This is a genomic window from Desulfatiglans anilini DSM 4660, from assembly GCF_000422285.1.
Taxonomy (GTDB): domain Bacteria; phylum Desulfobacterota; class DSM-4660; order Desulfatiglandales; family Desulfatiglandaceae; genus Desulfatiglans; species Desulfatiglans anilini.
The window spans coordinates 100,299-126,084 of the sequence record NZ_AULM01000009.1 but is presented as its reverse complement, the minus strand read 5'-3'; the positions used below and the strand labels follow the sequence as shown (position 1 = coordinate 126,084).

Genomic DNA, 25,786 nt, shown 5'->3' with positions numbered 1-25,786 from the left:
ATCTCGGCGTCAATCTGCACGTTTGCTTGTGCGGCGACCTGCAGGTCGCCTCCGCGCAAACGCTTGATTTCCTTGATATTGGCCAAAAATCCTCATTTCCGGATTGGAAACTGGGTTCTACCGGGAAATCATTTCCGGATGGAAACGAGATAGATTCCATCCGGAAATGGTCTTTTTTGCAATCTTCGCGTCAATCTGCACGTTTGCTTGTGCGGTGGTCTACATCTCGTCCCCTGCGCAAGCAGTTGATTTCATCGGTATCCACAAAGCCGGGACCCGCCGCGAAGCGGTGGGACTGAGCACGCGAAGCGTGTGAAGAAAAATCCTCATTTCCGCATGGACACGAGGTATGCCGTGGTACTGACTCCGATCTTCGATCCCGGAAAGGCTGGGCGGCCGATGGGGGTGGCCGCTTTCATGTCTGGTTCGGGGACGAACATACGCCGCCTTCTCGAGTACGAAAAGCGACTGCACGAAAAAGAGGGAAGTTCGCCTTACCATGTAGTCTTTGTTTTCAGTGATCGTTCCGACGGGTCTGCAGCGGGGGAGAAAATTGCCCGGGAGCATGCGTTACCCTATGTGAGCTACGATATTCGTGCCTACTATTCCTCGAGGGGAGGGCGCCGCACCGTCCGGACCTCGGAAGGGCTGGCCCTGAGACAGGCCTATGATCAGGTGGCAAGAAGACTCGTGACCGCCTTTGAGGTCGATTTGATCGCGCTTGGAGGCTACATGAGCTTTATCACCTTAAGCGGATGTGTCAATGTCCATCCAGCGGACCTTTCCATTTTGGACGGTGAGGGTTGCCGGAAGTATGTAGGAGACGATGCCGTTCGTGATGCCATCCTGGGAGGTGAGACGCATCTGAGGGCGTCCACCCTGTGGACTGATCAAGGGGTGGACAGTGGGCCGCTTCTCATGGTTTCGGATCCGTTGCCGGTGGAACTGCCTGTACCTCTGGAGGTCCTCAGAAAAGATCCTGCTTTGCTCGGTCGAGTCGCAAAAGCGCATCAGGAGCGGTTGAAAGAGATCGGTGATTGGAGGATTTTCCCTCGCACCATCGAGTTGATTGCCCGTGGGCGGTTCAGCTTCGATCATGCCGGGGGGGTGTATCTGGACGGAATGCCGGTGCCCGCGGGTTTCCGGGAATAGCCGTTTCCAGAGGATCGGCTGCCGAGTTTACGGGGTCACCCTTCGGGCAGGAAAGCCCGTCAGTGATCTGCACCACCCGGGATGTTCACCAGGGGTTTGCATTGATGGTGCAATGAAAAACGGCATGGAGAAAGGGGAGACCACTGAATGGGTTTATTGGATGGCAAGCGTGCCCTTGTGTCTGGGGTTACCAACCGCACCAGTATTGCATGGGGGATTGCGGAGGCTTTGCATCGGCAGGGGGCAAGGATTGCACTGACGTGCCTCGAGGGGAACCTGCGAAGAGTCAGGAAGCTTGGTCCGCTCGTGCAGGCGGAGGGGATTCTTCCGTGCGACGTCCGAAACGAGGAAGAGGTCGAGGAGCTTTTTACCAGGGTTGGTGAGCTTTATCAGGGAAGACTCGATATCCTGGTTCACTCGCTGGCCTATGCTGATTTTGCCGATCTGGGTGAAGCGTTCCTTCAGTTGAGGCGTGAAGGCTGGCACACCGCCATCGATGTCAGCGCCTACTCCTTTGTGTCGATGACCCGCCAAGCCTTCCCATTGATGAAAGCCTCCGGGGGCGGGTCTATCATGACCCTGACCTATGCAGGCGGAGAGGTGGTGGCACCCGGCTACAATGTGATGGCTGTGGCCAAGGCCGCTTTGGAGATAAGTGTTCTCTATCTGGCGTATGAACTGGGTCCCGAAAAAATCCGCGTCAACGCCCTATCGCCTGGCCCCATTGCCACGCCTTCGGCGGTGGTCGTCGAGGATTTTGCCGCAGCCCTGCATCGCTATGAGATAAGGTCGCCGCTCCTGCGCGCCATTACGCTCGAGGACATCGGCGGAACCGCGGTCTATTTGGCCTCGGAACTGTCGAGCGGGGTTACCGGAACGATTTTGAAAGTGGACGGGGGGATGCATTGTGTCGCCCCCTTTGCGGATGTCCACAAGGCCGTCAGAAGATCGGAAAAAGAGGAACAAGGTGTCTGACCGCACGAAAGGGGCCGTTCTGATAACCGGCGCATCCAGCGGCATTGGCAAAGCGTGCGCCTTGCTTTTTAGCGGGAAGGGCTATCCGGTTTATGCCGGGGTTAGAACCCGGGAAGCGGAGGTGCGTCTTGGGAGAGAGACGAAAGGTTCGGTCGAACCGATTCTTTTGGATGTTACGTGCCGAGACCACATCGAGCGCGTGGCAAGGCTGGTGGAAAAGTCCGCCGGGCATCCGCACGGAATCAGGGCGGTGGTGAATAATGCCGGAATCGTACTGGGTGGGCCGCTCGAATACCTGCCGCTGCAGCATTTGAGGCGGATCCTGGAGGTCAATGTGTTGGGACAGATCGCGATCATCCAGGTCTTCTTGCCGATGCTGCGCCGGACAGGTGGTCGCATCGTGAATATCGGATCGCCGAGCGGTTTTCTGGCACCGCCTCTTCTCGGCCCCTACGCAGCTTCCAAGTTTGCCTTGGAGGCTGCGACGGATGCCCTTCGACGTGAAGTCGATGCCTCGGGAGTTCAGGTTTCCCTCATAGAACCCGGGGCCGTTGAGACGGGTGTTTGGGATAAGTCCATGAAGGAGGCCGAACGCTGGGAGGAAGGCCTTCCCAGGGAGGCCAAAGAGCGCTATTCGAGCAGGATGCAGAACGTTTGGGCCCTTATGTCCCATCTGCGCGAAAAGGCCATGCCTCCGGAGAATGTGGCGCAGGTCGTGCTGCGGGCCGTTGAGTCCAGACGTCCGAAACCGCGCTATCTTGTGGGTATGGACGCCTGGCTTCAGTGCTTACTGGCTCGGTTTTGCCCGGTTTTTCTGACGGACCGGCTGCTGGATGGATGGATGTTTTCGAGATCCTGGAAATGAGGGAAGGCTGCCGAGCGTTCGGTTCCTCCTCGGATGCCGGTTGTATACGGGAGGCGCAAGATGGTTTCGCTTCCGATCCGCAAACGGGCGTTTTCTAACAGCCTGCCAAAGGGAGGTAGAGGGGTCTTCCGGAGGAGGGAAAAAAGGAGGTCGGGTGAAAGACGCTAATCTTGTTTGCCCCCACTGCAGGACGACAGGCGGGATCCTGCTCGATCCGGCTGTGGATCGGGTTCGCCAGGCTGTCTGCAGCATCTGCAGCCGGGAATTGCCGGTAGTGGACGGCATTCCCGACTTTGCCCCGCATATGCCTATGGAGGATCCTGCACTTAGAAGAGTTCAGAAGATGAATAGCTCTCCGGTGTTTGCCCGATTGTATGAATCTTTTGTATGGCGGGGGTTTTTGACCCGCCTGGGCGCCGGGTTGAGCATGGATCAGGAGGTCGAAGAGGTGCTGAAGGCCGCCGGCCTGCGGGTGCCGGCGACCATAGCGGATCTGGCTACCGGGACCGGGCATTATGCCCGGGCTTACCGCACGGCCTATCCGGATGCCCGTGTTTACGGCCTGGATGTGTCTATGGCCATGCTGGTCAAGGCGCGAATCAAGGCGCGGCAATGCGGTTGCGGCGGCATATCTTTTCTTCGTGGGGATCTTTACGAAATCCCTTTCGGGGACGGCACCATGGATCTGATGAATTGCTGCGGCGTCCTTCACCTCTTTTCGGATCTTGAGCCGGTGTGGAGAGAGGTGGCGAGGGTTCTCCGCCCCGGTGGGGTTTTCACGGGATGGACGCTGATTGCCCTCCCTCGGTGGGGAGAGCGCAAGTTTCAGGAAAGGCTGATGAAACGGGGTGAGGCGACCTTTTTCCAACCGTCCCGAATGAGGTCGGATTTCGAGCGTGCTGGCCTGTCAGGATTCAGATGGGCCAAGCGGCGTGCCTGGCTGATTTTCCGTGTAGAGAAACCGGGCCGTGGTGGATGAACATTTCCGGATGGGCACTGACCGATATTGACCGTCGCGTCTTTCTGTGCGTTATGTCTTCATATTGGCGGAAGGTGTTTCCGTAAAGGGTGTTTCGAATCCGAAAATATCGAATATCTCCCGAAACTTTTCCTCAATGATGTTGATGGAGAGACCGAATTGCTCTAAAGAGTATTCATGTTCGCTCATGAACGATGCGGCCCTGGATGTTTCCCGCTTCAGAATCTCAGCGAAACTGGGTGTCAATGGCCACTCAATCTGGCGGTATAGCTCCCGAACGGTTTGCTCTGGACTGTGGATTAAATCGCCATATAGCACAACCGCTTTTTGATTTCTGGGCAGTTTGCCCATTTTTTTGAGGGGATAAAGGTAGTAATTTTTCATCTGTTCAAGGATGAAATCTATAAAGTGCCTGTCATCGGTTGCTGTAGGAAGTTTTTGATGGACGTAGTAAAATAAACTTAGATTCGAAGGAACGGATTCAAAAGGGGTTCTCGCCAGGTAAATGAATGATGCGTCGGTGAAAACATGTTGGAGAGATTGCATCTTTATACTGAAACCTGGATTTTTTGACAAGAACCGCTTGCCCTTGCCAAAGACGTACATATGGCGCTGCACGCATTGTTTGTAAAAGTTCATGATCTGGTAGCGCTCAAGCTTCGGGAGTTCGGTGTCGAAATAGATCAGAGGGCGGAATTCCTCCTCAAACGGAAATAAAAAGATCAGAAAGTGCCCTGAGCTGAAGGTTCGCACCAGCAGCATTTCGTCTTCCTCCGGGTCGAACAGGCTGGTCCGATGCATGGGGCCCGACAGAAACCGTTCTTCGGCTGCTAGAATCCGGTGGTAGACAGGGTTGCCCCTGCGCCTATCGATGCGGGCGAGGGCCAAAAGAAACTTTTTCTGCAGGATGGAGGGGGCGAAAAGGATTTCCCATAGGGCCAGGGAAGTGAACCGGTTGTCCTTGAAGAGCAGGCGATGCAGAAAGGTCGTCCCGCTTCTGGGTGGCCCGACCATGAAGACCGGTTTTTCGATGGGCGTATTCCGGTAGTCCCTGAATAAGAATTCGTCGAAAATCAGGCAGATCCGGTTGATGGTCTCCAGGATCAAAATAAGCGGCAAGTCAACGGCCAGGAATCTGATGGTTTTTCGATGGGATCGTCCTGCGGCCCGAGAGGGTGCGGCTCGCAGCCGGCGAAGCACCCGAAGCAGGATTCTGACACGGAACATGCTCATCTGATTGATGTTTCCTGGCCATTAAGTGTGGGGGCGGATAGGCTGAGCCGGACAAGGCTGTGTTCAGCCATTTTTCTAAACGGCTTTTTTGATGGCGTCTATCCTAGCCAATATCTACCGTTTCGACAAGAGACATCCCGCCCGCCGAACGTTACGAACCTTTTTCCTTTGTTTATAGTGCAGCAGATTCTTGTATGTATGGATAAGCAGCGTGTTCCCCTGTACGCAAGGGCAGAAGACGGCCTCAGAGGCCGTCGCGCACCGCTTTTCATGGCCTTGCTGGCGGTGATGTTGGGTGCGAGTGCTTTATGGGTGGGTTGGCAATGGGATGATTACGTCCTCCGATTTTCAATCGATCCTCCTGAGCAGTATCTTCAGCAGACCCCCCATCCCCTCCTGATGTTCTCGTTTGCCGATGGCGATCCTTCCAGGCTCAAAGAAATCATGGACCTGGGATGGTTGCCCTGGTGGACATCCGAGGACTTCAAGATGGCCTTTTTCCGGCCACTCACAGCGCTGACACACTGGATCGATTTCCATTTCTGGCCGGACCATCCTTCTTTGATGCATCTCCACAGCCTGTTATGGCTGGGTTTGCTGGTGGGGGCAGCCACCCTGACGTACCGGGGCATCCTTGGCTCCGGGGCCTGTGCTGCGCTGGCCGGGCTGCTTTTTGCGATCGATGACGCGCACGGTGTGCCGGCGGGTTGGCTTGCCAATCGCAATGCACTGGTCGCATCGCTGTTTGGTTTGCTTGCTGTTTTTTTTCATGACCGATGGAGGAAAAACGGCAAGAAATCTTTTCTGGTTTTCTCCTGCGTCTCTTTATCACTCGGCCTTTTAGGCGGAGAAATGGCGGTAGCGGCCGGGGGATACCTTTTGGCTTATGCGTTTTTCATGGAGAGGGGGAATTGGAGAAGTCGTTTGTTTTCCCTGCTGCCCTCCGCCGGCATAGGGATCTGCTGGTTCGTTTTCTATCGCGGGATGGGGTTCGGCGCAAAGGGCTCGGCCTGGTACATCGACCCTTCGACTGAAACGGGCGCGTATTTGAAGGCGATCTTTGAAAGAGGACCGATCCTCCTTTTCGGCGAGCTGGGTTTTTTGCCCTCCGATCTTTTTACCCTGCTCTCTGACAAAGGCGTCTTCTTTTTCTGGCTCCTTGCGGTCTTTTTTCTCTGTTTGTTCAGTCTTTTTGCCGTTCCGGTCCTTCGTTCCGACCGGACCAGCCGCTTTTTCGCTCTAGGAATGATCCTGTCCATCCTGCCCGTCGCGACTACGTTTCCTTTCGACCGCCTTCTCGTCATGGCGGGGTTTGGCGGTGCAGGTTTGATGGCGCGGATCCTGCTCGATGCTTCGGCCTTGATCAAGCTTAGGTTTCTGCCAGTCTCGGCGGATGGTCAAAGCCGGGTCTTCTTGTCCTATGGAAAATGGTTTTCCCGGGGATTGAAAGGGATGGTCTGCCTGCTCGCTTTCAGTCACATGGTGGCTGCACCGCTGCTCATGCCGTTACGCGCGCTCAGCCCTGCGCTGCTTGGTAATGTGCTGAACAAGACTTTCGACGAACTGCCGCTGAATGCCGGCCTGGCCGAGCGCACGTTGATATTCGTCAACGGTCCTTCGGCTGCCGTTGGGGGATTCCTTCTGCCTATGTTCATCATGGGGCAAGGGAAAGCGGCGCCCGACGGTACTCATGTGCTGGCGCCATCCATCCATGGAATCGAATTGACTCGAGTGGATCCATGGACCCTCGCGATTATACCCGATCATGGTTTCCTCGATACCCCTGACAAAGATGGCGCGGAGGGAGACCTCTCCTGCGCTCTTCTGAGTCCGGCTTATATGCTCCAGCGCATGGATATGGCCCGGCAGGCATTCCGCCCGGGAGAACAGATCGATATCACTGCCTTTGCTGTGGAGGTAAAGAAGACGACGCCGGACGGCCGTCCGTCCATCGTCCATTTCCGTTTTCAGCTTCCCCTCGAGGATGAGTCTTTCGGATGGTTCGAGTGGAGGGAGGGTGGATATGTTCCCTTCGTTCCTCCTGGTGTGGGTGAAACCATTCGGCTTCCGCCTCCCTTCGGGCCGAATGCATCGGAGGATTGATGCCCGGAGCCGCAGCGTTCTTGGATAGTCGGCCGAACATCGGCCGGACAGGATCAGCGGCCCGCCTTAGCAGGCCTCGAGTTGCTGAATGATGTCCGACAGCAACGCGGACGCCTCCTGTTTGTCCATCACGAAATCCCTGAAAGAGAGCGTGAAAAACAAGGCGTTGCCAAGACTCTGGATCGCTAACGTGCGGCGGCCGGCGAACAGGTTCTCCATCCCCCAAGTAGCGCTTACGCGATAAGGACCATAGTCATCCCTTACCGGTAAACGGCCGACGTTGCTGATGGTGAAATCGTATCGGGCCGGGCGAGTTCCGAAGCGAGCGAGAGTCGGCCCGAGATAATCATCCGGTATACCCGCGAGCACAGCGGACACCAGCAGGTGAAGTGTAAAAAGCTTGCTTTTGACCAGTCTGCGTTGGATTTTTTCGTTGATCTTCCTGGCGGTTTGCCAGAAATCCTGATTTGGAGAGCAGTAGATATGGGCGTTGATGCGTGAAAGGAAAAGCCCTAACTCGCCGGTCAGGGGGGGGGATAACCAAGGTCTCATGTTGACCGGACTGGCAAATCCGTACTTTCTGAGATTTTTATCTCGGGAACGTTTTGCCAGCGCCAGCAGGCAGGCTGCAGAGGCAGCTGCAAGGACGGACATTTTTCTGGCCTTGCACCCCGAAAGCAGGTTGCTTGCCCTCTCGGGCGGAATGCTGCCATGGATGACCCGAAAGGTATCGGTTGAACGCTCGTTCAAGCCAGCGGGGATGGGAAGGCTTGGCGAAGGATTCATTCTGTGGCGTGGACGGAGCCATAGCCGGCAAAAGGGCCCAATGAGTTTGACAGCATTCAAACTCAATACCGTCCCTAGACGTCTGGATGCTTCGGGAGGTAGCAGGTCGTCAAACGTGGGCGGAAAAGCGGCCGCGGCTTGTTTTTTCGGCCCTTCCGCCATGAGAGTCATGATTTCGTGCATCATGTAGTGAGATGACAGCCCATCGTAGAGTGCATGGTGAAGGCTCAGAAGGATATCCGTGAACGCTTCCGAACGAAGCAGGCGAAAGCGCAGGAGAGGCCCTTCGTCCCATGAAAAAGGGCGCTCCAACTCTTCTTCGGCTGCGGGTGTCCAATCGGCGGATGGCCCGATGTCCTCCTCCCGAACTTCGAATTCGGGGACACCGTCGTTTGTCAAAGAGGGACCCAGCACGGGGTCCACTGAGACTCTCACACTTGAAAAGGGCTGTTGTGTTCTGAGGCTTCTGAGAGCGCCTTGCAGCTGGTCTGAGGAAAAATGTCCGTGAACGCGCCAGACGATGACCTCATTCAGCGGGAGCGTTTGTCCTCCCAGCCATACCGCATGCTCGAGAGGACTCAATTTTCTCTGCATAATCAACGTGTTCCTTTGTGGTCGAGATCATCAGTGAGGGCTTTCGTCATCGGTGTCATGGCCGAAAGTGTTTCTGCGCATGGCTTTCTTGCAAGCCGTATACGGGGATTCCTTGCCGAAACCAAGGGATGCCTGAGCCCGTACCGAACCGGCCGGAAGGTCACCCAAAAAATTTCCGCGCAAAGAGGTGGATCATGGCCGGGGACAGCGTTGCCCGTTGAAAACCGAATCCGCCCAAATATGGTAGGCATGCGGCCTCGGATGGTCAAGGCAATTGCTGCGAAGATAAGCGCTGTGGTCGGGAAAGAGAGGCAGCGAACACGGAGATAGGGAATATGTCTGCGAAAAAAAATAATTTTGGGAAAAAAGTGCTTGTTACGGGGACGTCTACCGGGATTGGACGTTGTGTGGTGCACGCCTTGATGGAAAGCGGTTTCACGGTCCTTGCCGGGGTCAGGACGGATGCGGATCGGAAGGCGCTCCTGCAGACGCAGACGGACTGTCGCAGACTCCATCCCCTCCTGCTCGATGTCACGGACGATGAGCAGGTGCAGGCGGCCGTAGCCGTGGCCGATCAGCTGGGGGGCAAAGACGGCCTCTTCGCGGTGGTGAACAATGCCGGGATCAGTGTTCCCGGACCGGTGGAATACGTCCCACTCGAAGAATTCAGACGGGCCTTCGAGGTGAATCTGGTCGGGCAGCTCCGGGTCATCCAGGCCTTTCTGCCGCTTATTCGCAGAGCAAAAGGCCGAATTGTGCAGGTGAGCTCCGCTTTGGGCCGTCTTGCGATGCCGCTTTCCGGGCCGTACGCATCCTCCAAATATGCGTTGGAAGGGTTGACGGATTCCCTGCGCCGTGAGCTCAGGCCTTGGGGTATCCGTGTGTCTTTGATTGAACCGGGATCGGTCAGCTCAGCGATCTGGGAGAAGATCGATGCGCAGGCCAGGGCTATTCAAAGAGCTCTGCCGGGGGAAATGCAGAAAATTTACGCCCCATTGGCTGAACCCATGACGTATATCTGGAAGGAAGCAGAGTTGCGAGCTGTTTCTCCCGTGATTGCTGCGCGGGCGGTTCTGCATGCCCTCAATTCACGGCATCCCCGCACGCGGTATCTGGTTGGACCGGATGCCTATGCGGTGGCAGCCCTTTCGAGGCTGGTTCCCGCCCGGGCCATGGATTGGCTTTTGAAGATGTTTCTAAGGAAGGTACGGTCTTCGAAGTGCTGATTTCATCGTGCTGCAGCGGCAAGGCAGAACTTCGGCAGCCCTCATGGACCTGTCCATAATCCCTCCATGCGTATTGCACTGATTCCAAAAAAGACGGGATGGTTGACCTCTGAGTAGCCGATTCTGAAAAAACCTTCCTCGCCCCATTCCGTACCCCAGCTGTTCTTGACGATAAAGCATTGATCCATGTCGTCCCAGCCGATGATCTCGATGGCGTGCCCCCCCTGCAGTTCGCCGGTGGTATACGTGTAAACCCCGCTCTCGTAATGGTAGAAATCCTCGTAAACGTAAAAGCCCGCAGCAACCGGTCCTTGGTAGACGGCTGCTTTCAATGCGTCGACGGTATGTGCGATGCCGGTCCATCCGAGGGTGCCTGAACGTGCCGTACACCATTCAAGGCATGGAGGCGGCCATTTGAGGCCGTTTTCGCGGTATGGCATGCAGTCCTCATCGACGGTCCCGAGCCGTTTCAAAAAGACAGCGGAGGTCCAGAGCGAACCGCCCATGCATCCATGATCGAGAAAGGAATAGGAAACGAGAAACTGCTCCGAAAAATCGGGTGCCGTTATCCCCTGAATGAGCGCAATGGACTCGAGAGCGGCCACCATCGAAAAGGCCCAGCAGCTGCCGCAATTTCCCTGATCCTTGACAGGGCTCACGGCTCCTGCATCCCGCCAGTCGAAACGCTCAGGGAGCGCATCCACAAAGCCAGTGAGAGGGGGAAGATCGACCATATTCCAGTCAGGGGCAAAACCGAGCCGAGATAATCTTTCATGAATGCTGAGTTCGGTGATCGAATTGTGGCCGGCCTTCCAGCGGGCATTCCGTAAATCGATAGCATTCTGGATGCTCCATAAATCAAGGGCCAGCGCAGGCCGGCTCGCAGCGAGAATCAGTAAGGCGCAGACAGCCCAGCGGGCCAGCCTCCATTCCCTATAACTCATTCCGTCCCCCGTAAAACATATCTGATCAGGAATTTGCTATGATGAACAAAGTGTTGCATCTTTTACGAGAAAGCGCAATAGAAAGCCGGGAGAGATCTGAACGGGTATCGAAGCCCTGCAGGAGGCTCCCGCCAGATCGCTTCGAAAGGTCGTTTCGCATGGTCGCATACCTGCACTCTTCTTTTTAGTGGACCGTCGTCATCGCTTTATATCCTGTGTGAAAAAAAGCTCGAGGAAAAGTGAAGACCCGCAAAGCCAAATCATCCGCTTCGGTTTGAGCATTTCTTCTACAAAAAGGAAATCCGATGCTTCCCGTTCGAGGGTGCCGGATCAAAACGGGTTGAAAGGGTGAAAGGACCCGTCCCGATAGAAGAAAAACAGTCTGCCAGGGCTTTTGATCGCCGTTTCGAAACGAAAAACGAACTGTTTTACGCCCCGAAGCCCGCGTGGTCCAGATGCTGTGACTTCAGTCAAGGTAATCGAGTAATCATCCGTTTTGAAAACGGCGCCGGGCTGGATGGTGCTTCGTTCAGTGATTCCCATGGCGAAGGCCCCGCCCACAGCGGCATAGGGGCGGTCAACAGCGGTGATTTCAAGGGTGTAAGGGTCTAATTGGCGTATGCGGGAAGGCGCCCCGGTCCTGCGCCATTCTTGGGGGTGTACGGAAAGAAAATACAATTTGAAAGGATGCTGGGGCCAGAGCAGCTCGAATCCAGCCTTGGATGGACCGGAGATGAACGGAGAATCGATCAGATAGACCTTTTGCGCCGGGGGATAGGAGCGTACCGCGTCGGCTATCTGATTGAGCAGCCGTTTTGCATGCAGGGACCCCGATAAGTAGAGCCCGTTCCCGATTTGGAGTGCAATTGCGAAACTGATCAGCAAGCCGTAGGTGAGGCGCTTGCGCCGCTTGCCGTGGAATGGATCGAGGACATGTCCTGGCCTTGAAAGACATTCCCATAGCGTGAGGTAAAACAGCGTTACGCCGGCCAGAGAAAAGTAGAAATAGATAGGCGCAATCAGAATCGGTGCAGTCGGCAGCATGGGAAGAACCGCCCAACACAGGGCAAACAAGGCTGTGCGTCGAACCCGGTTATCCGGGTGGCGGCGAATGATGAACGACATCTTCAGAACCAGCGCGATCGCCCCCCCAGCGAGAATCGCCAGGATGAAAGGCCTTTGCTCAAGGATCATTTCGGTTGGGAAAACAAGAGGCATGTGCAAAAACAAATCATAAAATACCGCTGTCGCCTTTGCGAAGGCCCACAGGGCAAAGCCCGGGTCATCGAGGCTATGATAATAGATGGATGACGGAGGAACCGGAAATCCATCCAGGATCATGGCGCGGGCCGTCAAATAGGGGATCAGGAGAAGATAGTGGGGCACAAGCCAAAGAAATGAAAAGCGGCGCTGGTTGAAGCGGAATTTCCATGCCGCGGTCAGCAGGAGCGGCAAAACCACGGCTGTCTCCTTGGACAGCAGTCCGAAAAGGCCAGCCGTCAACGAAAGAACATACGGGGTGACCCTGTGACTGCGGCTGAATCGAAGAAATGTCCACAGGGAAACCATCATTCCCAGCGCCGCCAGTATTTCGGTTCGTCCGGAAATCCATGCCACGCTCATGCCGTGATAGGGCATGAGTCCATAAAAAGCCGCTCCAGAAAGGGCCATGGTGTCTTGGGACGGGAGCCACTCGCGCAGAACACCGAACAGGGATCCTGCAACCATGAGATGGAGCAGGATATTGGTCAGATGGTACCCCCAGGCATTGAATCCCCAAAGAGCATGATCCAGGAGCAGAGAGAAGACAAAGACCGGTCTGAAATAATGGAGAGTGAAATGGGAAAGAAAGGGAGGCGTCCAGCCGTCCTGAAAGCAATAGTTGTCGATCAAGAAACCTTTGGTGATATTATCGAGAGACCACCCGCCTTTTAACGCATTGTTGAGATTATAAAAATCATCCGCAAGAAAAAATCCGAACAGGCATGCGGCATGTCCTATCCCCACAAGGAGAAGAATGCCCGCCAATTGCAAGCGGATTTTAGAAGGATTCGATAATGGAGAGAGCAAGGATCCCTTCTTTCAAAGTTCTGCTGTGCTGTTTTACTTTCAAAGAGTAAAGCGACCTGCTTGTTTTAGTATGACAGTCATTGTTCATCCATTCGAAATAATTTAAGAATATACCTGCTTTATCCAGCGAGAAACCGTTCGGTTGCTTTTCTATGACCCCGAACAAAAAGCCATTTCATGGGATAGCCCACCCGGAAATGATTTTTAGGCATGGCATAAGAGGGCGGGAAAATCAACCTATGGACAGCTTTTTGAACAGAAATTCCGGAATGGATTTAATGATCAGCATGATCCAGCGCCAATACCACCTTGTATAAACAATCGAACGTCCCTTTTTGTAGGCTCGGTATATGTCCTCAGCGACTTCATCGGTACTTGCAGTCAATAAGCCGGGCAGGCGCATGTGTTCCGTCATTTTGGTGTCGACAAAACCGGCAAGGACGGTCATAACCTGAATGTGTTTTTTGTTCAGCCTATTTCTCAGACCGCTCAGATAAATGGTTACAGCTCCTTTCGCAGATCCATAGATATAATTGCTGGCACGCCCTCTTTCACCGGCAACCGAGCTTATCCCGATGATAAAACCGCGATGGCGGGTTTCCAGGTCTGCGGCGGCGATCTCGAGCAGACTGACAGTGCCGAGATAATTTGTTTCGACGATTTTGCGCGCCTCCTGAAAATCGCGCTGTGCCCGATCCTGCTCCCCCATATAGCCGAACGCGGCGATGACGCCATCGGGTTTTGGCTCCAGCTTTTCATAGAAGACGGAGTGCGTGTCGAAATCGGTGGCATCCAGAGGGACGACCTCGGCGCTGATTTCATAGCGGTTGGCAAGGTCCACGGCCTGTTCTTCGAGTTGTTCCCTGTCTCTTGAGGCGAGAAGGAAATCCGCCTTTTCCTCTCTGGCAAATGTCCTTGCTACAGCGCGGGCGATGTCCGAATTGGCTCCCAGGATAAGAATACGCATGATCAGATCCCCAGACGTTTGGACTGCAGTGAATGGAATTTGCGTTTCATGCCGTAGCGTTCTCTCAACGCCCGGAAACGTTCGCAGTTTTGATACCCTGCTTGGAATACGTGCCGCGGCATACGCACATCTTTGCTGAGATACAGCCTGCCGCCATGGTCGAGGACGATTCGGTCCAGCCTCTCCAAAAAGGGGAAAAGCTTCGGTTCGATCCTGAAATCGAGCGCCAGCGTATATCCTTCCAGGGGAAAGGAGAGCATATTGTCGTTGGCGGGTCCAAGCAGTTTGAGTACGGCGAGGAACGAGCCGAGTCCTGCCTCTGCCGTTTTGTCCAGGATGGCCCGCAGTCCTTTCTTGCCGGTTTCCTTTGGGAGGACACATTGATACTGGGTAAAACCGGTCGATCCATATAGACGGTTCCAGTTATCGATCGAGTCCAAAGGGTAAAAGAAGACGTCGAGGTCGACAATCTTCTCGGTCGTTTTGGCTGGGCACTGATCGAAATAGTAGTGGTTGAACAGGGAAACGGACCATCTGTTCATGAGGAAACCCGGAAGAGGGAAAGGCATCGAATGTCTGCGGGGCCGACGCACAGGTTTTTCAGCGGCCTCTCCGGGGGCATGTTCGCCACACATGAGAATCGAGCGCCCCTGGCTACGGCCGCGTGCGAGACAATCGATCCATGCCACCGAATAGGTCACATGACGATTTTCGTCGAATCGCTCGAGAACCTCTTCAAGGCTGCTGCAACGAAACCGTTTCTCAGCTATATTGGGGCCCGGCACACGCCGGAGTTCGAGGGTGGCTTCCAGAATGACGCCCGTCAGGCCCATGCCCCCGCAGGTCGCGTGAAACAATTCTGGATTTTCGGTGCGGCTGCACGTCAAAATTTCACCGCTCGGAACGAGCAGGTTGAAGGAGATCACGCTTTCACTGAAACAACCCTGAATATGATGGTTTTTGCCGTGAACGTCTCCGGCAATGGCTCCGCCTACGCTGACGGCCTTGGTCCCGGGTGTGACCTTCAAGAACCATTGCCGAGGAAGGAAAGCCTGGATGATTTCTGCCAGGGTCATGCCGCTCTGGCAGGTGATGATCCCTTCGTCGGTATTGAAATCCAAAACCCTGTCAAAACGGTTTGTCAGAAGGACTTGGGAGGCCAGGGCGCTGTCGCCGTAACTCCTTCCGCGGGCGAAGACAATACCGCCTTCGAGGCGGTCCAACTGGTCCATCAACTGCTTCCGGGTGTCGAATCGGAGCGCCTGGCATTCTATGCGGGGGAATCTTCCCCATCCCGAAACGTTTCTCACGCATACCCCCAAAGAGCTTTTCTACCGGATTTGCGCCTGTATTTCCAGCGGAAACACTTGATCCAGCACCTCCGACTGCTTTCTCCAGACCGTTAAACCGCTGCGTGTGCCTAAGTTCATTTTGTCAGGTGCAGGCAAGAAAAGCCAGTCTGGATTGGGACAACCCTGCCGACACCGGGTCTTGCTGAAAAAATCCGGGCGTTATGCGGCAGGAGATCTCTGTGCTTGCCTGGAGCCATAAACGCTGCTGATGGGATTGTGGAAAGGCCTCGGGGCCTGCATCTCGAAGATCTTCCGCGAGCTGAGAAATCATGATCCAGTGTGTTGCGTCATCATGATACGGGTTTGCAAAGTGCAATCAATGGCCGGTCAATATTTTTGATCCATTGCCATAGATCAGCCAGTAAAAGGTGAATATCCACCCGGTAATAACAATCCATAGAAAATAGTCATGTAAAAGGATCGACGTTGGCGCACCGCCCTTCTTGTGCACAAAGACAAGCTGCATATAACGCAGAATGCCTAGAAGGACCCAGAAGGAAGTCAGGTAGAGATTTTCTGTATTGTATTTCTGAACGACTTCACTCGATACACAGTATAGAATATATGAGACAATTACAACAGATGACATAATGACCATGCTAAGAGAGATGAAATCAAGGTTATATCCTTTCAAAGATTTTCTTATCTCAATGGATGAATCAGATATCATTATATCATCTCTTCGCTTACCCAGTGCTATCAAGACAGCAAGTAAAAATGTCATGATAATTATCCAATGGCTTACAGGAACATTGGATGCTGTAGCACCTGCAAATACCCTTAGAACGAAACCGGTTGCTATGCAGAATATATCGATGATCGCAATGTTTTTCAAATAAATTGAATAAAAAACATTTATAACAATATAGCATGCAATAATTGCCGCAAAATGATATGATAGAGTAAATATTGAAAATGTAAATGAAAAAGATATAAGGATGAAAAAGATTAAATAGGCTTCAGCGCTGCTCAGGATACCTTTCGCTAGCGGTCTTTCCCTTTTCACCGGGTGGTTTCTATCGGATTCACGATCAATGATGTCGTTTAATACATAAACACTACTTGCTGCCAGGCAAAAAATAACGAAGGCATAAAAGGTGTGTTGGACGGCAGCGAGGTCGTTGAGTTTGTGAGCGAAGAAAACAGGGAGCCAGATGAAGCCGTTTTTGACATATTGGTGCGGCCTCAGCAGGTGGACGATAGCCTTTGATTTCTGCAAAAAACAAATCCTTTCCGAAAGCTACGCTGATGGGGTGACAAACTGGTGCCTGTTTGGCCGCAGCCGAGGTTTATAATCCGGAAATGATCCTTTTGGCCAATCTCGGCGTCAATCTGCACGTTTGCTTGTGGGGCGACCTGCAGGTCTCCTCCGCATAAACGCTTTATTTCATTAGCATTAGCTAAACCGGGACCCGCCGCGAAGCGGTGGGACTGAGCACGCGAAGCGTGTGAAGAAAAATCCTCATTTCCGGATTGGAAACCGGGTAGCACCGGGAATCCGTTTCCGGAAGGACACTCGGTAGGGACGTATTCCCGGTTGGTCGCTTTTCTTCGGAACCACCATTACATATCCGATCGAGGAGATGAATGTCAAAGGCAGAACGATCAGCGCTTGCGTGGTCCATCGTTTTTAAGGTATTTTCGGCGTCAAACAGGAGAGCCCGCCTTTTAGACCGCCGGTTGGTCCGTCCGTGAAGTGTTTCGAGGCGAGGAGGCACCGGCACGAAAGGATTTTCGGCGTCCTGGCGGGGTTGACGATACGTTTCGGGGGAAGCTATCGATTTCCCCCTCGCGGTGTGGATGGATCGGTGTGTGAAGGGGCAGGTGGAAGTGCCCCCGCATAGAAATGAGGAGGTGTGAGGTGTCGGAAAATAAATCGATCAGGATCGAAAGGCATCATCATGTGGCGTGGTTGATCATGGATAGGCCCGAAAAACGCAATGCCTTGGGGACCGGGTTTTTTGACGAACTCGAGGAATGCGCTTGTGAACTGGATCGGGATCCGGAGGTCAGGGTGGTGGTCATACGCGCCGAAGGCAAGAGCTTTACAGCGGGGATCGATCTCGCGGATCTTTCGGGGATGCTGCAGGGCGGCGGGGCGAGGGATCGCGAGACGGTGCGCCGGACCATCGTTCGTTTCCAGGAAAGCATCTCGTGGCTCGAACGATGCCGCAAACCGGTTATTGCGGCGATACACGGACACTGCATCGGCGGCGGGGTCGATCTCGCCTGCGCTTGCGATATCCGTATAGCCAGCCGGGATGCCGTTTTTTCGATTCGGGAGACCCGCATGGGCATTATCGCCGATCTTGGCACGCTGCAGCGGTTCCCGTCGCTCGTCGGGCAGGGGTGGTTCATGGAGCTGGCTTTGACCGGAAGGGACTTCAGCGCGGATGAAGCCCTCAGGATGGGTTTCATTACCCGGTTGAGTGAAGGGCAAAAGGGCCTGATAGAGGAGGCTTCCCGTCTCGCCGAGGACATTGCCGCGCTGCCGCCGCTGGCGGTACAGGGAGTCAAGGATGTGGCGCTTCACAGCCGGGATTTCGGAGTTCAGGCCGGGCTTCAGTATGTGGCGCAGAAAAACGCCGCCCAGCTGCCTTCCGAAGATCTGATGGAGGCCATCCAGGCGTTCAGGGAAAAGCGGCCGCCGCAATTCAAAGGCAAATAGGCGGCGGTTCTCACCGATCGGCGGCGGTGGGGCGTTTCCTCAGGGCTATGTCGAGGGCAGCGTCGCGATCGTAAATGTCATTGCAGAAACGCAGCTCCCCATCCGCATCGATCCAGGCGGTCCAGTAAAGCAGATGAATGGGCACAGGTTTGGAAAGAGAGACGGTGCGGGTTACGCGGGCGTCTATGGCCTCCTGTATCCGTTCGATCGTCCAGCCGTTTGACTCTTTCAAGAGAAAGAGAGCGAGTTCCAAAGGTTTTTCGACACGGATGCACCCGGAGCTGAATCCCCTGATGCTTCGGTCGAAAAGATATCGTTTGGGTGTGTCGTGCAGATAAACCGAATACTTGTTGGGGAACATGAATTTGATGGACCCGAGCGCGTTGAGCGGGCCGGGGTTTTGCCTCATGCGGTATGGGAAGTTTTGTTTCGTGACCTGTGACCAGTCGATCGAGGCGGGGTCGATCTCTGCAGAGCTTTCCTCCCAACCGCTCAGGACCTTGATCCCCTGGCGTATGAGATAGCCCGGATCCTTCCGCACCAGGGGGGCGATGTCTTCGACGGCCAGTTTGTGGGGTACGTTCCAGTATGGGTTGAAGACCAGGTAGGTCATTTCGCTGCTGAAAACGGGCGTTTTTCTGTAGGGCCTGCCTACGACGACCCTCATTCGCCCCACGGGCTTTTCGTGTTCCACCATCTGCAGACTGAAACCCGCTATATTGACGAGGATATGCCGATATCCGAGCTCTCTGGGAATCCACCGCCACCGCTCGAGGTTGATTTCAATCTGGCGGATTCGGGCTTCAGGGGGTAGGTTCAAGGCGTAAAGGGTGTTTCTTCCAACTACGCCGTCAACGGCGAGGCCGTTGACCTTTTGAAAATCCGCGATGGCCTGCTTGAGCACCCCGTCGAAATACGTCGGATCGCCCATATCGAAAAGGGGATAACCCTCGGCGGCCAGCCGCTGCCGCAACGCGGCGACTCGCGGATCCTGGTCGCCCATCCGCAGTGTCGGTCCGGGGGGCACTTCGGGCCATCCGCCCGTGGGCGCCTCATCGCGGCGTTTCGCCAGCGCTTCCTTGAGGGCCTTGTACCCCGGATGGGGCGGACGAAGGCGATCCAGTGTCGCACCGACGGAATGCTCTTCAAGCGCCTTCGAAAGGATCGCCGACATATCGGCATTGTGCCTGAAAGCCTTCCATTCTGTGTGGATTGTTTCGGGGTTGACCCGTCCGCCGAGCAGATGGGAACCGAACAGCAGGAAAGCGTCGGTCAGGAGCAGATCGGCCTCTGCAAGGTCTTGAGCTGAGGGTCCGGTGTCTTCCCGATAGGCCCTCTGGATGGCCTGTATCATCCGGCTCAGGTTGCCGAGGTGGTAGTCGGAGGGCGCCAATCCGTCCTCATCGGCCTGCTGGATGGAGGAGATCACCTCCTCGGCATTCCGGTAATCCTGTTTTTCGAGCCCCCACGCCGGGCGATAGTCACGGGAGGCATAGAAGTCCGGAATGAAAAGGATTCCACAGATGATTTCACCGGAGCAGACGAGTTCTTTCCCGCGTGTCTCTGCTTGGATCAAGGCCTTGAGCTTGAATTGAGTTTCCTGGAAGAGCAAGGGGAACCGGGCTGACGAAATCCGCGGCACGACGGTAATCAGGATGATCAGCAGAGCGATGAGATGCAGCCGCGTTTTCGAAGACAGGTTCGGTTTCAAAAGGCTCCTTTTCCGTCGCAGGGTTGATGGAACGCTGAATGGCACCGTTCTTGTCGCCCGACGGGCTGGGAGAGAAGCGATTCACTCGACTTTCGCCCAGTCTGGCATGCTGCTCCGAATATAACATGATCGAAACGGCGGTCCATCAAAAAATGACCCAGGCGAGGCCGTGAGCGCTGCAAAAGAGGAGTCTCACACTGGCGAAGATGCGACAGGATAGACGGGAGGGTTTCAAACCTTTTTGTAAAGACGCAAAATATTGCGGGCGTTCCGCCGTTCATAGCGGGTTTCGTCGACCATCTTTTTGACTAGAAAGAGGCCCAGCCCCCCGATCTCGCGCTGCTCGAGGGAGGCCGAGACATCCGGCATATCCGCCAGAAGAGGATTGAACGGTTCCCCTGCATCGGCTGTTTCCACGACGAACCGTCCTTCTTCATCGGTCCCGCAGGTTACCGTGATATCCCCGGATGTGCCTCTGTATGCGTAGGAGATGATGTTGGTCAGGATTTCGTCTGCGGCGAGTTCCATTTCCATCGTTTTCTGAGGATCCAGGCCGGCCTTTTCGGCATTCTGGACGATGAACTCCTTGAAATCCTCCAGGTTTTCCAAAGCAGCAGGAAGGGTGACCCGCCCCTTTTCAGATGAGACCATATGTCGCTTCCCTTCTGTGATCATCGAAACGGTATCCTTGAGGCGGCCTTACGGGCTTCGAGGTCATCCTTCCGGAAAAGAAAGCGCTTGCCGTTGGGGGTCGATAGATCGGAATAAAGGATGAAATCGATCCCCGGAGATATCAGAGCGCCTTCCTGGCCTTCTGGACGTCTTCGCAGATACTGAAAATGGAACTGAATCCGGAGACGTCGAAGACCTCCTTGACGACGCCCTTGAGCCCGCACAGTGCAAGGGTCCCCTGGTTTTGCTTCAGCTTCTTCGCCATGGACAGCATGCTGCGCAGCCCGGCGCTGCTGATGTACTCGAGTTGGGAAAGATCGACGACAAAGCGTTTCTCCCCCTCGGAGATCTTTTTTTCGATTTCCTGGTCAAAGTCAGGCGCTGTGACGGCATCCATGCGGCCGATGATAGAAACGACGACATCCTGGTCGTCTTTGTCGATGCGGATCTCCATAGGTCCCTCCCGTAAGGCGTACAAGGTAATCGGATTTTCCTCTGCTGGGTCTCTTCGCTCTGCAAATTAACCCAAAAGAGGTTTTTGTGCAAACATCTTGTCACAGGCCGAGTTCCCCTCCCAGATAGAGCCGCTGGACCCACTCGTTGCCGCGAAGGTTGGTGGATTGGTCCTCCAGGACGATCTCGCCGTTTTGGATGACGTAGCCCCGGGAGGTGATCTCGAGCGCCATGTTCGCATTCTGCTCGACCAGCAGGATGCTGCATCCCCGGTGGTTGATCGTGGTGATGGTGTCGAAAATGGTCTCGACCAGCAACGGGGCCAGGCCCATAGAGGGCTCGTCGAGGAGCAGAAGCCTTGGTCGCGTCATCAAAGCCCTCCCCATGGCGAGCATCTGCTGTTCCCCGCCGGACAGGGTCCCGGCTGTCTGATGGCGCCTTTCGTAAAGGCGCGGAAAGAGCTCGAACAGGCGGACCATGTCTTCCTTCACGGCGGACCGGTCGCGCCGGATGAAGGCGCCGAGGTCCAGGTTTTCGAGAACGCTCAAGCGGCCGAAAATCTTCCGGCCTTCGGGCACCTGGGCAATGCCGGCCTTCACGATCTTGTGGGGAGGCAGGCCGTCGAGCCGCCTTTCTTCAAAAAAGATGCGGCCCTTGCCGGGTCTGAGGAGCCCTGAGATGGTGTTCAGGAGGGTGGTTTTTCCGGCGCCGTTGCTCCCCATGAGGGTGATCAGGTCGCCCTCGTTCACCTTCAGGCTCACGCCTCTCAATGCACGGATCCGGCCGTAATAGGAGTGGACGCCGAGGACGTCCAGGAGTGGAGGACGCTGGTTCATGGGTGCGGCGGGGCCTCTTTGGATGGGGCGGCGGGTGCTCTAGGGGCTATCCCGCGCCTTCCTAGGTAGGCCTCGATCACACGGGGGTGATTCTGAACGGCGTATGGAGGGCCTTCGGCAATGCGGACCCCGTGGTCCAGGACGACAACGCGATCCGAGAGCCCCATGACCACGCGCATGTCGTGTTCGATCAGCAGGATCGTGAGGTCGAGCTCGTCCTGCAGGGTCCGGATGAGAGCTGTCAACTCGGCGGTTTCGCTGGGATTCATGCCGGCGGTTGGTTCGTCCAGCAGCAGCAGCTTCGGGTCCGTTGCCAGTGCGCGCCCGATCTCCAGGCGGCGTTGGGCGCCGTAGGCGAGGTTCCTGGCCGGCGTGTCCTGAATGGTTTCCAGAACGAGGAGTTTCAGGATCCGGATCGAGGCGGAGGCATGGTCCCTTTCTTCGCGCCGGGTGCGCTGGTCGCGGCTGAGGGCCCCCCAGAGGCCCGCCTGCATCCGGCAGTGCCGCCCGGCCAGGATGTTTTCGAAGGCGGTCATATCTTGAAAAAGGCGGATGTTCTGAAAGGTGCGGGCGATGCCGAGGCGGGTGATCTGGTGGCTCTTGAGCCCCCGGAGGGATCTGCCGCGGAACAGGATGTCTCCGGAAGTCACGGGGGCGACGCCGGTCAGGCAGTTGAAGAGGGTGGTCTTGCCCGCCCCGTTGGGGCCGATCAGCCCCACGATCAAACGCTCTTCGATCTCCAGATCGAGGGCGCTGAGGGCCGTGAGTCCGCCGAAGGCCTTGGTCAGGTGGATGGTTTGAAGGATCGGTTTCATTCAGGCTCCCGTGGCGCGGCGGCAGCGGGTCTGCGCCTGGAGGCGGGCAGGAGACCGGACGGCCGGAAGATCATCATGATCACCAGGAGGGCCCCGAAGGACAGCATGCGATACTGCTCGGTTCCTCTCAGCACCTCCGGCAGTCCGATCAGGACGATCGCACCCAGGATGACCCCCGGGATGCTTCCCATGCCTCCGATGATGATCAGGCAAAGGACATTGATGGAGACCATGAGCGAGAAGTTCTCGGGGAATATGGCCCCCTGCCGGGCGGCGAATATGGCGCCTCCGGCGCCCGCGAAAGAGGCGCCGATGGTGAACGCGAGCAGCTTGTACTTGAGGATGTCGATGCCCATGACCGCGGCGGCGTCCTGGTCTTCGCGCATGGCGATCCATGCACGGCCGATGCGCGAGTTGTTCAACCGATCGGCTGTGAAGGCTGCCAGAAGGACGCCGGCAAGGATCAGATAATACCATCGCTGCGGGTTGTTGATCGGGGTTGCACCCAGGAAAGGCGGGTCGATCCGCAGGAGGCCGCGAGGGCCGTTGGTAAGGGGATCGAGGTTGTTCAAGATCACCCGGATGATCTCTCCGAAGCCGAGGGTGACGATAGCGAGATAGTCACCGCGCAGACGCAGGACCGGGACGCCAAGGAGCGCTCCTCCGGCCGCCGCGAGGGCTACGCAGACCGGGAGCATCAACCAGAAGGGCACATGCATCCCGAACTGGGGGGAGGCCATCAGGGCATACCCGTACGCCCCGATCCCGAAAAAAGCGACATATCCAAGATCCAGCAGCCCCGCGAAGCCCACGACCACATTCAGTCCGATCCCCAGCATCATGTAGATGCCGATGTCGCCGAGGACCTGAGACCAATAGTTGCCGACGAGCGGCGGCAGAACCGCCGCGGAAAAGATGACGGCCGAGAGCAAAACGGCGGGTGGAATTTTCCGCAAGAGGGCTGCAGGCGACTTCAACGGTTCACACCTTTTCCGAGACCACTTCGCCCAGGATCCCCCGCGGCCGGAAGATCAGGACCAGGACCAGAAGGGCGAATGCAATGACATCCTTGTATTGGGCCGGCATGAAAAGCACGCCGAAGGCCTCGGCCAGGCCCAGAAAGAGACCTCCCAGCATGGCGCCCGGCACGTTGCCGATCCCGCCGAGGACAGCAGCCGTAAAGGCCTTGATGCCCGGGATGAATCCCATCATGTGGTTGATCTGCGTGTAGTACATGCCCACCATGACACCGGCTGCGGCTGCCAGGGCCGAGCCGATCACGAACGTGATCATGATGATCCGGTTGACGTCGATACCCATGAGGGCGGCCGCCGATCTGTCTTCGGCGACGGCGCGCATGGCACGCCCGGTCCGCGTGCGTTGAATGAATATATAAAGACCGGCCATCAGGAAGAAAGACCCGAGGATAATCATGATCTGGAAGTTGGAGATGTTGAACCAGCCGATTTCGAAAAAGGTCTCGTGCAGCAGGTCGGGGTAGACCTGCATACGGCCCTTGATGATGATCAGCATGACGTTCTGGAGGAAGATGGATGCCCCGATGGCGCTGATGAGGGGGGCGAGCCGCGAGGCCCGGCGCAGAGGCCGGTAGGCGATCCGTTCGAGGATGGTCCCCAGCAGCGCGGAGACAACCATGGCCGCCAGAAAGGCCGCGAGGATGGAGGCAAGGGGGCGTTGCTCGGTGAAGCCGTATTGGAGAAGAAACGTGAGGGCTGCGTAGCCGGCAAACGAGCCGAACATGAAGATCTCACCGTGGGCGAAATTGATCATGAAGAGGATGCCGTAGACGAGGGTGTAGCCGAGGGCGATCAGGGCGTAGATCCCCCCGATGGTCAATCCGTTGATCAGTTGATCGCAGAGGATTGCAGCACTGAAAAAAGCTTCCATTCGCTCTTGCCGGATTTAGAAAGGAACCTTCCTGAAAAAACGCTTCCCGCCTTCTTCGACGACCTCGTAAACGGCGACGACCGACCCCGTCCGATCCCCGTTGGTGTCGAAAACGATCCGTCCGGTGACGCCTTCGTGGTCGGTCGCCGCCAGCGCATCGCGCAGCCGCCTCTTGTCGATCAGCAGGCTGTCGTCCGGCTGTCTTTCGGCCGCGGATTCGACGGCCATCAAGAGGATCGTCGCGGCGTCATAGGCCTGGGGGGAGAAGGTCTGACGGGGGCCGTACATGGATTCGAAGTGTGCCACCCAGGCGGGATCCGGTTCCTGGGCATACGTTACGAAGCTGCCCGTGGCGGCCCGGCCACCGGCCTGAATGAAGTCTTTTTCGGTGAAGCATCCGTCGTCGCTCAAAAATTTCGCTCTGATGCCGACCCGCTGCATCTGCCTGACCACGAGCACCCCTTCGGCCGACATCCCGCCGAAATACACCAGCTGCGGGCGCAGGGGCTTGATCTTGGTCAAGACCGGCGAAAAGTCCTTGTCCCCGCGGGTGACGCCCTCCATTGCCAGGACCTCGCCGCCGCGGGTCTCGAGATGCTGCGCGAAATCCTCCGCGAGGCTTTGACCGTAGTCGCTCTTGTCGTGGAGCACCGCCGCGCGCAGCCATCCTCTGGATGCGGCGAAATCGGCCGCCCGTTGAGCCTGGATGCGGTCGTTCCAGCAGGTTCTGAAAAAAATGGGAATCTTGCGGGAGGTCAATTCAAGGGCTGTCGAAGAGGGGGAGATCATCACCATCTTGTATTTGTTGTGGATATCGGAGGCGGGTTTGCTCCCGCCGCTGCACATGTAGCCCACGACGCCTGCGATGAGCGGGTCGTTGCAAAACTTTTCGGCGATAACCACGGAGGGCGGCCCGGCACACCCGTCGTCTTCGACCTGCAGGATCACCGGGTGGCCGAGGATGAGGCCTTTTTCCTTCACCGCCATTTCAGCTCCGTGCATGATGTCGATCCCCATTCCGGCATAGTCGCCCGTCAGCATGGTTCCCATGCCGATCTTGACCGGCGAGCCGGACGGGATCCGGATGGTCCCCCATTCAGCGGCGGCGGCCGGGAGGGATAAAAAAACGAACAGGATGGCGGCTGAGAGCAGGGTGGGGAGTGATCTGCGAGGCATGCGGGACCTCTTTCTTGAGTGCAGATGTGTTACCGCGGGAAACAGGATTTCCTGAACGTCTGAAGCGGAGTTCGATCCCTTTTCGGGGGATGGATTATCACTGCCGCCTCTGAAGTGCTGCAGTGTGGACGACCCTGCCGGTCCAGGCCGGAGGGGGTCCGAAAGGGATGGTGACGGACCGAAATCCAAATCGTGCCCAATCTGGAAACTAAGCTTTGAAAACGAAATCGTTTCTAGACCGGAAACGATTTCCTGTCCATCCGGAATGATTTCCCGGTACAAGCCACTTTCCAATCCGGAA

23 protein-coding genes are annotated in these 25,786 nt (G+C 56.1%); 8 read left to right on the top strand and 15 right to left on the bottom strand.

The annotated features are described in order from the left end of the window. From H567_RS29305 to H567_RS27835, 5 genes are all read left to right on the top strand, one after another. Positions 1-299, top strand: a 299-nt coding sequence (locus H567_RS29305) for a hypothetical protein (RefSeq protein ID WP_208598355.1), incomplete at its 5' end; no start/stop codon positions are given. Between the two features lie 55 nt (positions 300-354). Further along, a complete protein-coding gene (locus H567_RS0109230; protein WP_028321184.1) occupies positions 355-1,152 on the top strand; it encodes a formyltransferase family protein in 798 nt (265 codons plus the stop codon). A gap of 147 nt (positions 1,153-1,299) precedes the next feature. After that, the gene (locus H567_RS24035) at positions 1,300-2,127 is read left to right on the top strand and encodes an enoyl-ACP reductase FabI (protein ID WP_084517081.1); all 828 of its coding nucleotides are present in this window, start codon (positions 1,300-1,302) and stop codon (positions 2,125-2,127) included. Continuing rightward, a complete protein-coding gene (locus H567_RS0109220; RefSeq protein WP_028321183.1) occupies positions 2,120-2,992 on the top strand; it encodes an SDR family oxidoreductase in 873 nt (290 codons plus the stop codon). The genes H567_RS24035 and H567_RS0109220 overlap by 8 nt, the downstream gene beginning before the upstream one ends. Before the next feature lie 154 nt (positions 2,993-3,146). Next, positions 3,147-3,971, top strand: a complete 825-nt coding sequence (locus H567_RS27835; RefSeq protein WP_161626588.1) for a class I SAM-dependent methyltransferase — start codon at positions 3,147-3,149, stop codon at positions 3,969-3,971. Between the two features lie 51 nt (positions 3,972-4,022). On the opposite strand, the gene H567_RS24020 is transcribed toward H567_RS27835, so the two are convergent. Continuing rightward, a complete protein-coding gene (locus H567_RS24020; RefSeq protein WP_035253851.1) occupies positions 4,023-5,204 on the bottom strand; it encodes a sulfotransferase in 1,182 nt (393 codons plus the stop codon). 198 nt (positions 5,205-5,402) lie between these two features. Between H567_RS24020 and H567_RS0109205 the strand changes: the two genes are divergently transcribed. After that, positions 5,403-7,307 (top strand): hypothetical protein, encoded by a 1,905-nt coding sequence (locus H567_RS0109205; protein WP_028321182.1) that lies wholly within the window; start codon positions 5,403-5,405, stop codon positions 7,305-7,307. A 66-nt stretch (positions 7,308-7,373) separates the two neighbouring features. Here the strand turns inward: H567_RS0109205 and H567_RS0109200 are convergent, their stop codons facing one another. Continuing rightward, entirely contained in the window at positions 7,374-8,687 is a 1,314-nt protein-coding gene (locus tag H567_RS0109200) for a condensation domain-containing protein (RefSeq protein ID WP_028321181.1), read from the bottom strand. 335 nt (positions 8,688-9,022) lie between these two features. Here H567_RS0109200 and H567_RS24015 point away from each other — a divergent pair, with 335 nt between their 5' ends. After that, positions 9,023-9,913, top strand: coding sequence for an SDR family oxidoreductase (locus H567_RS24015; protein ID WP_035253847.1), 891 nt, complete (start codon positions 9,023-9,025; stop codon positions 9,911-9,913). 41 nt (positions 9,914-9,954) lie between these two features. Here the strand turns inward: H567_RS24015 and H567_RS24010 are convergent, their stop codons facing one another. The 5 genes from H567_RS24010 to H567_RS24005 all read right to left on the bottom strand — a co-directional run bounded on the left by H567_RS24010 (position 9,955) and on the right by H567_RS24005 (position 16,465). Continuing rightward, on the bottom strand, positions 9,955-10,857 hold the full coding sequence (locus H567_RS24010; protein WP_028321180.1) for a C1 family peptidase: 903 nt from the start codon (positions 10,855-10,857) through the stop codon (positions 9,955-9,957). 330 nt (positions 10,858-11,187) lie between these two features. Continuing rightward, a complete protein-coding gene (locus tag H567_RS0109185) occupies positions 11,188-12,750 on the bottom strand; it encodes a glycosyltransferase family protein (RefSeq protein WP_153306112.1) in 1,563 nt (520 codons plus the stop codon). Between the two features lie 409 nt (positions 12,751-13,159). Then, positions 13,160-13,894: an SDR family oxidoreductase gene (locus tag H567_RS0109175; RefSeq protein ID WP_028321177.1), complete on the bottom strand. Its 735-nt coding sequence runs from the start codon at positions 13,892-13,894 to the stop codon at positions 13,160-13,162. Between the two features lie 2 nt (positions 13,895-13,896). After that, positions 13,897-15,204 (bottom strand): FAD-binding oxidoreductase, encoded by a 1,308-nt coding sequence (locus H567_RS0109170; RefSeq protein WP_028321176.1) that lies wholly within the window; start codon positions 15,202-15,204, stop codon positions 13,897-13,899. A 358-nt stretch (positions 15,205-15,562) separates the two neighbouring features. Beyond that, complete coding sequence (locus H567_RS24005; RefSeq protein ID WP_208598354.1) at positions 15,563-16,465, bottom strand: decaprenyl-phosphate phosphoribosyltransferase; 903 nt, start codon at positions 16,463-16,465, stop codon at positions 15,563-15,565. Positions 16,466-17,107: 642 nt separating this feature from the next. Here H567_RS24005 and H567_RS0109160 point away from each other — a divergent pair. Beyond that, positions 17,108-17,914: a crotonase/enoyl-CoA hydratase family protein gene (locus H567_RS0109160; protein WP_244155447.1), complete on the top strand. Its 807-nt coding sequence runs from the start codon at positions 17,108-17,110 to the stop codon at positions 17,912-17,914. Positions 17,915-17,924: 10 nt separating this feature from the next. Here the strand turns inward: H567_RS0109160 and H567_RS24000 are convergent, their stop codons facing one another. The 8 genes from H567_RS24000 to H567_RS0109120 form a co-directional block, all read right to left on the bottom strand. Then, complete coding sequence (locus H567_RS24000) at positions 17,925-19,625, bottom strand: L,D-transpeptidase family protein (protein ID WP_051184660.1); 1,701 nt, start codon at positions 19,623-19,625, stop codon at positions 17,925-17,927. 231 nt (positions 19,626-19,856) lie between these two features. Beyond that, positions 19,857-20,276, bottom strand: a complete 420-nt coding sequence (locus H567_RS0109150; protein WP_028321174.1) for an ATP-binding protein — start codon at positions 20,274-20,276, stop codon at positions 19,857-19,859. Between the two features lie 142 nt (positions 20,277-20,418). Further along, on the bottom strand, positions 20,419-20,751 hold the full coding sequence (locus tag H567_RS0109145) for an STAS domain-containing protein (RefSeq protein ID WP_028321173.1): 333 nt from the start codon (positions 20,749-20,751) through the stop codon (positions 20,419-20,421). A 100-nt stretch (positions 20,752-20,851) separates the two neighbouring features. Beyond that, positions 20,852-21,586: an ABC transporter ATP-binding protein gene (locus H567_RS0109140; protein ID WP_028321172.1), complete on the bottom strand. Its 735-nt coding sequence runs from the start codon at positions 21,584-21,586 to the stop codon at positions 20,852-20,854. Then, positions 21,583-22,401 (bottom strand): ABC transporter ATP-binding protein, encoded by an 819-nt coding sequence (locus H567_RS23995; protein ID WP_051184658.1) that lies wholly within the window; start codon positions 22,399-22,401, stop codon positions 21,583-21,585. The genes H567_RS0109140 and H567_RS23995 overlap by 4 nt, the downstream gene beginning before the upstream one ends. Beyond that, positions 22,398-23,378 (bottom strand): branched-chain amino acid ABC transporter permease, encoded by a 981-nt coding sequence (locus H567_RS0109130; RefSeq protein WP_208598353.1) that lies wholly within the window; start codon positions 23,376-23,378, stop codon positions 22,398-22,400. Before H567_RS0109130 ends, H567_RS23995 begins: the two co-directional genes overlap by 4 nt. A gap of 4 nt (positions 23,379-23,382) precedes the next feature. Next, on the bottom strand, positions 23,383-24,309 hold the full coding sequence (locus tag H567_RS0109125) for a branched-chain amino acid ABC transporter permease (RefSeq protein WP_028321170.1): 927 nt from the start codon (positions 24,307-24,309) through the stop codon (positions 23,383-23,385). A 15-nt stretch (positions 24,310-24,324) separates the two neighbouring features. Continuing rightward, on the bottom strand, positions 24,325-25,485 hold the full coding sequence (locus H567_RS0109120; protein WP_028321169.1) for a branched-chain amino acid ABC transporter substrate-binding protein: 1,161 nt from the start codon (positions 25,483-25,485) through the stop codon (positions 24,325-24,327). Positions 25,486-25,786: the final 301 nt, after the last annotated feature.

Bases quoted from the DNA above. Each gene is read 5' to 3' on its own strand.
- H567_RS24035 (WP_084517081.1), top strand. From the start codon at position 1,300: ATGGGTTTATTGGATGGCAAGCGTGCCCTTGTGTCTGGGGTTACCAAC.
- H567_RS24020 (WP_035253851.1), bottom strand. From the start codon at position 5,204: ATGAGCATGTTCCGTGTCAGAATCCTGCTTCGGGTGCTTCGCCGGCTG.
- H567_RS0109205 (WP_028321182.1), top strand. From the start codon at position 5,403: ATGGATAAGCAGCGTGTTCCCCTGTACGCAAGGGCAGAAGACGGCCTC.
- H567_RS0109200 (WP_028321181.1), bottom strand. From the start codon at position 8,687: ATGCAGAGAAAATTGAGTCCTCTCGAGCATGCGGTATGGCTGGGAGGA.
- H567_RS24015 (WP_035253847.1), top strand. From the start codon at position 9,023: ATGTCTGCGAAAAAAAATAATTTTGGGAAAAAAGTGCTTGTTACGGGG.
- H567_RS24010 (WP_028321180.1), bottom strand. From the start codon at position 10,857: ATGAGTTATAGGGAATGGAGGCTGGCCCGCTGGGCTGTCTGCGCCTTA.
- H567_RS0109175 (WP_028321177.1), bottom strand. From the start codon at position 13,894: ATGCGTATTCTTATCCTGGGAGCCAATTCGGACATCGCCCGCGCTGTA.
- H567_RS0109150 (WP_028321174.1), bottom strand. From the start codon at position 20,276: ATGGTCTCATCTGAAAAGGGGCGGGTCACCCTTCCTGCTGCTTTGGAA.
- H567_RS0109145 (WP_028321173.1), bottom strand. From the start codon at position 20,751: ATGGAGATCCGCATCGACAAAGACGACCAGGATGTCGTCGTTTCTATC.
- H567_RS0109140 (WP_028321172.1), bottom strand. From the start codon at position 21,586: ATGAACCAGCGTCCTCCACTCCTGGACGTCCTCGGCGTCCACTCCTAT.
- H567_RS23995 (WP_051184658.1), bottom strand. From the start codon at position 22,401: ATGAAACCGATCCTTCAAACCATCCACCTGACCAAGGCCTTCGGCGGA.
- H567_RS0109125 (WP_028321170.1), bottom strand. From the start codon at position 24,309: ATGGAAGCTTTTTTCAGTGCTGCAATCCTCTGCGATCAACTGATCAAC.
- H567_RS0109120 (WP_028321169.1), bottom strand. From the start codon at position 25,485: ATGCCTCGCAGATCACTCCCCACCCTGCTCTCAGCCGCCATCCTGTTC.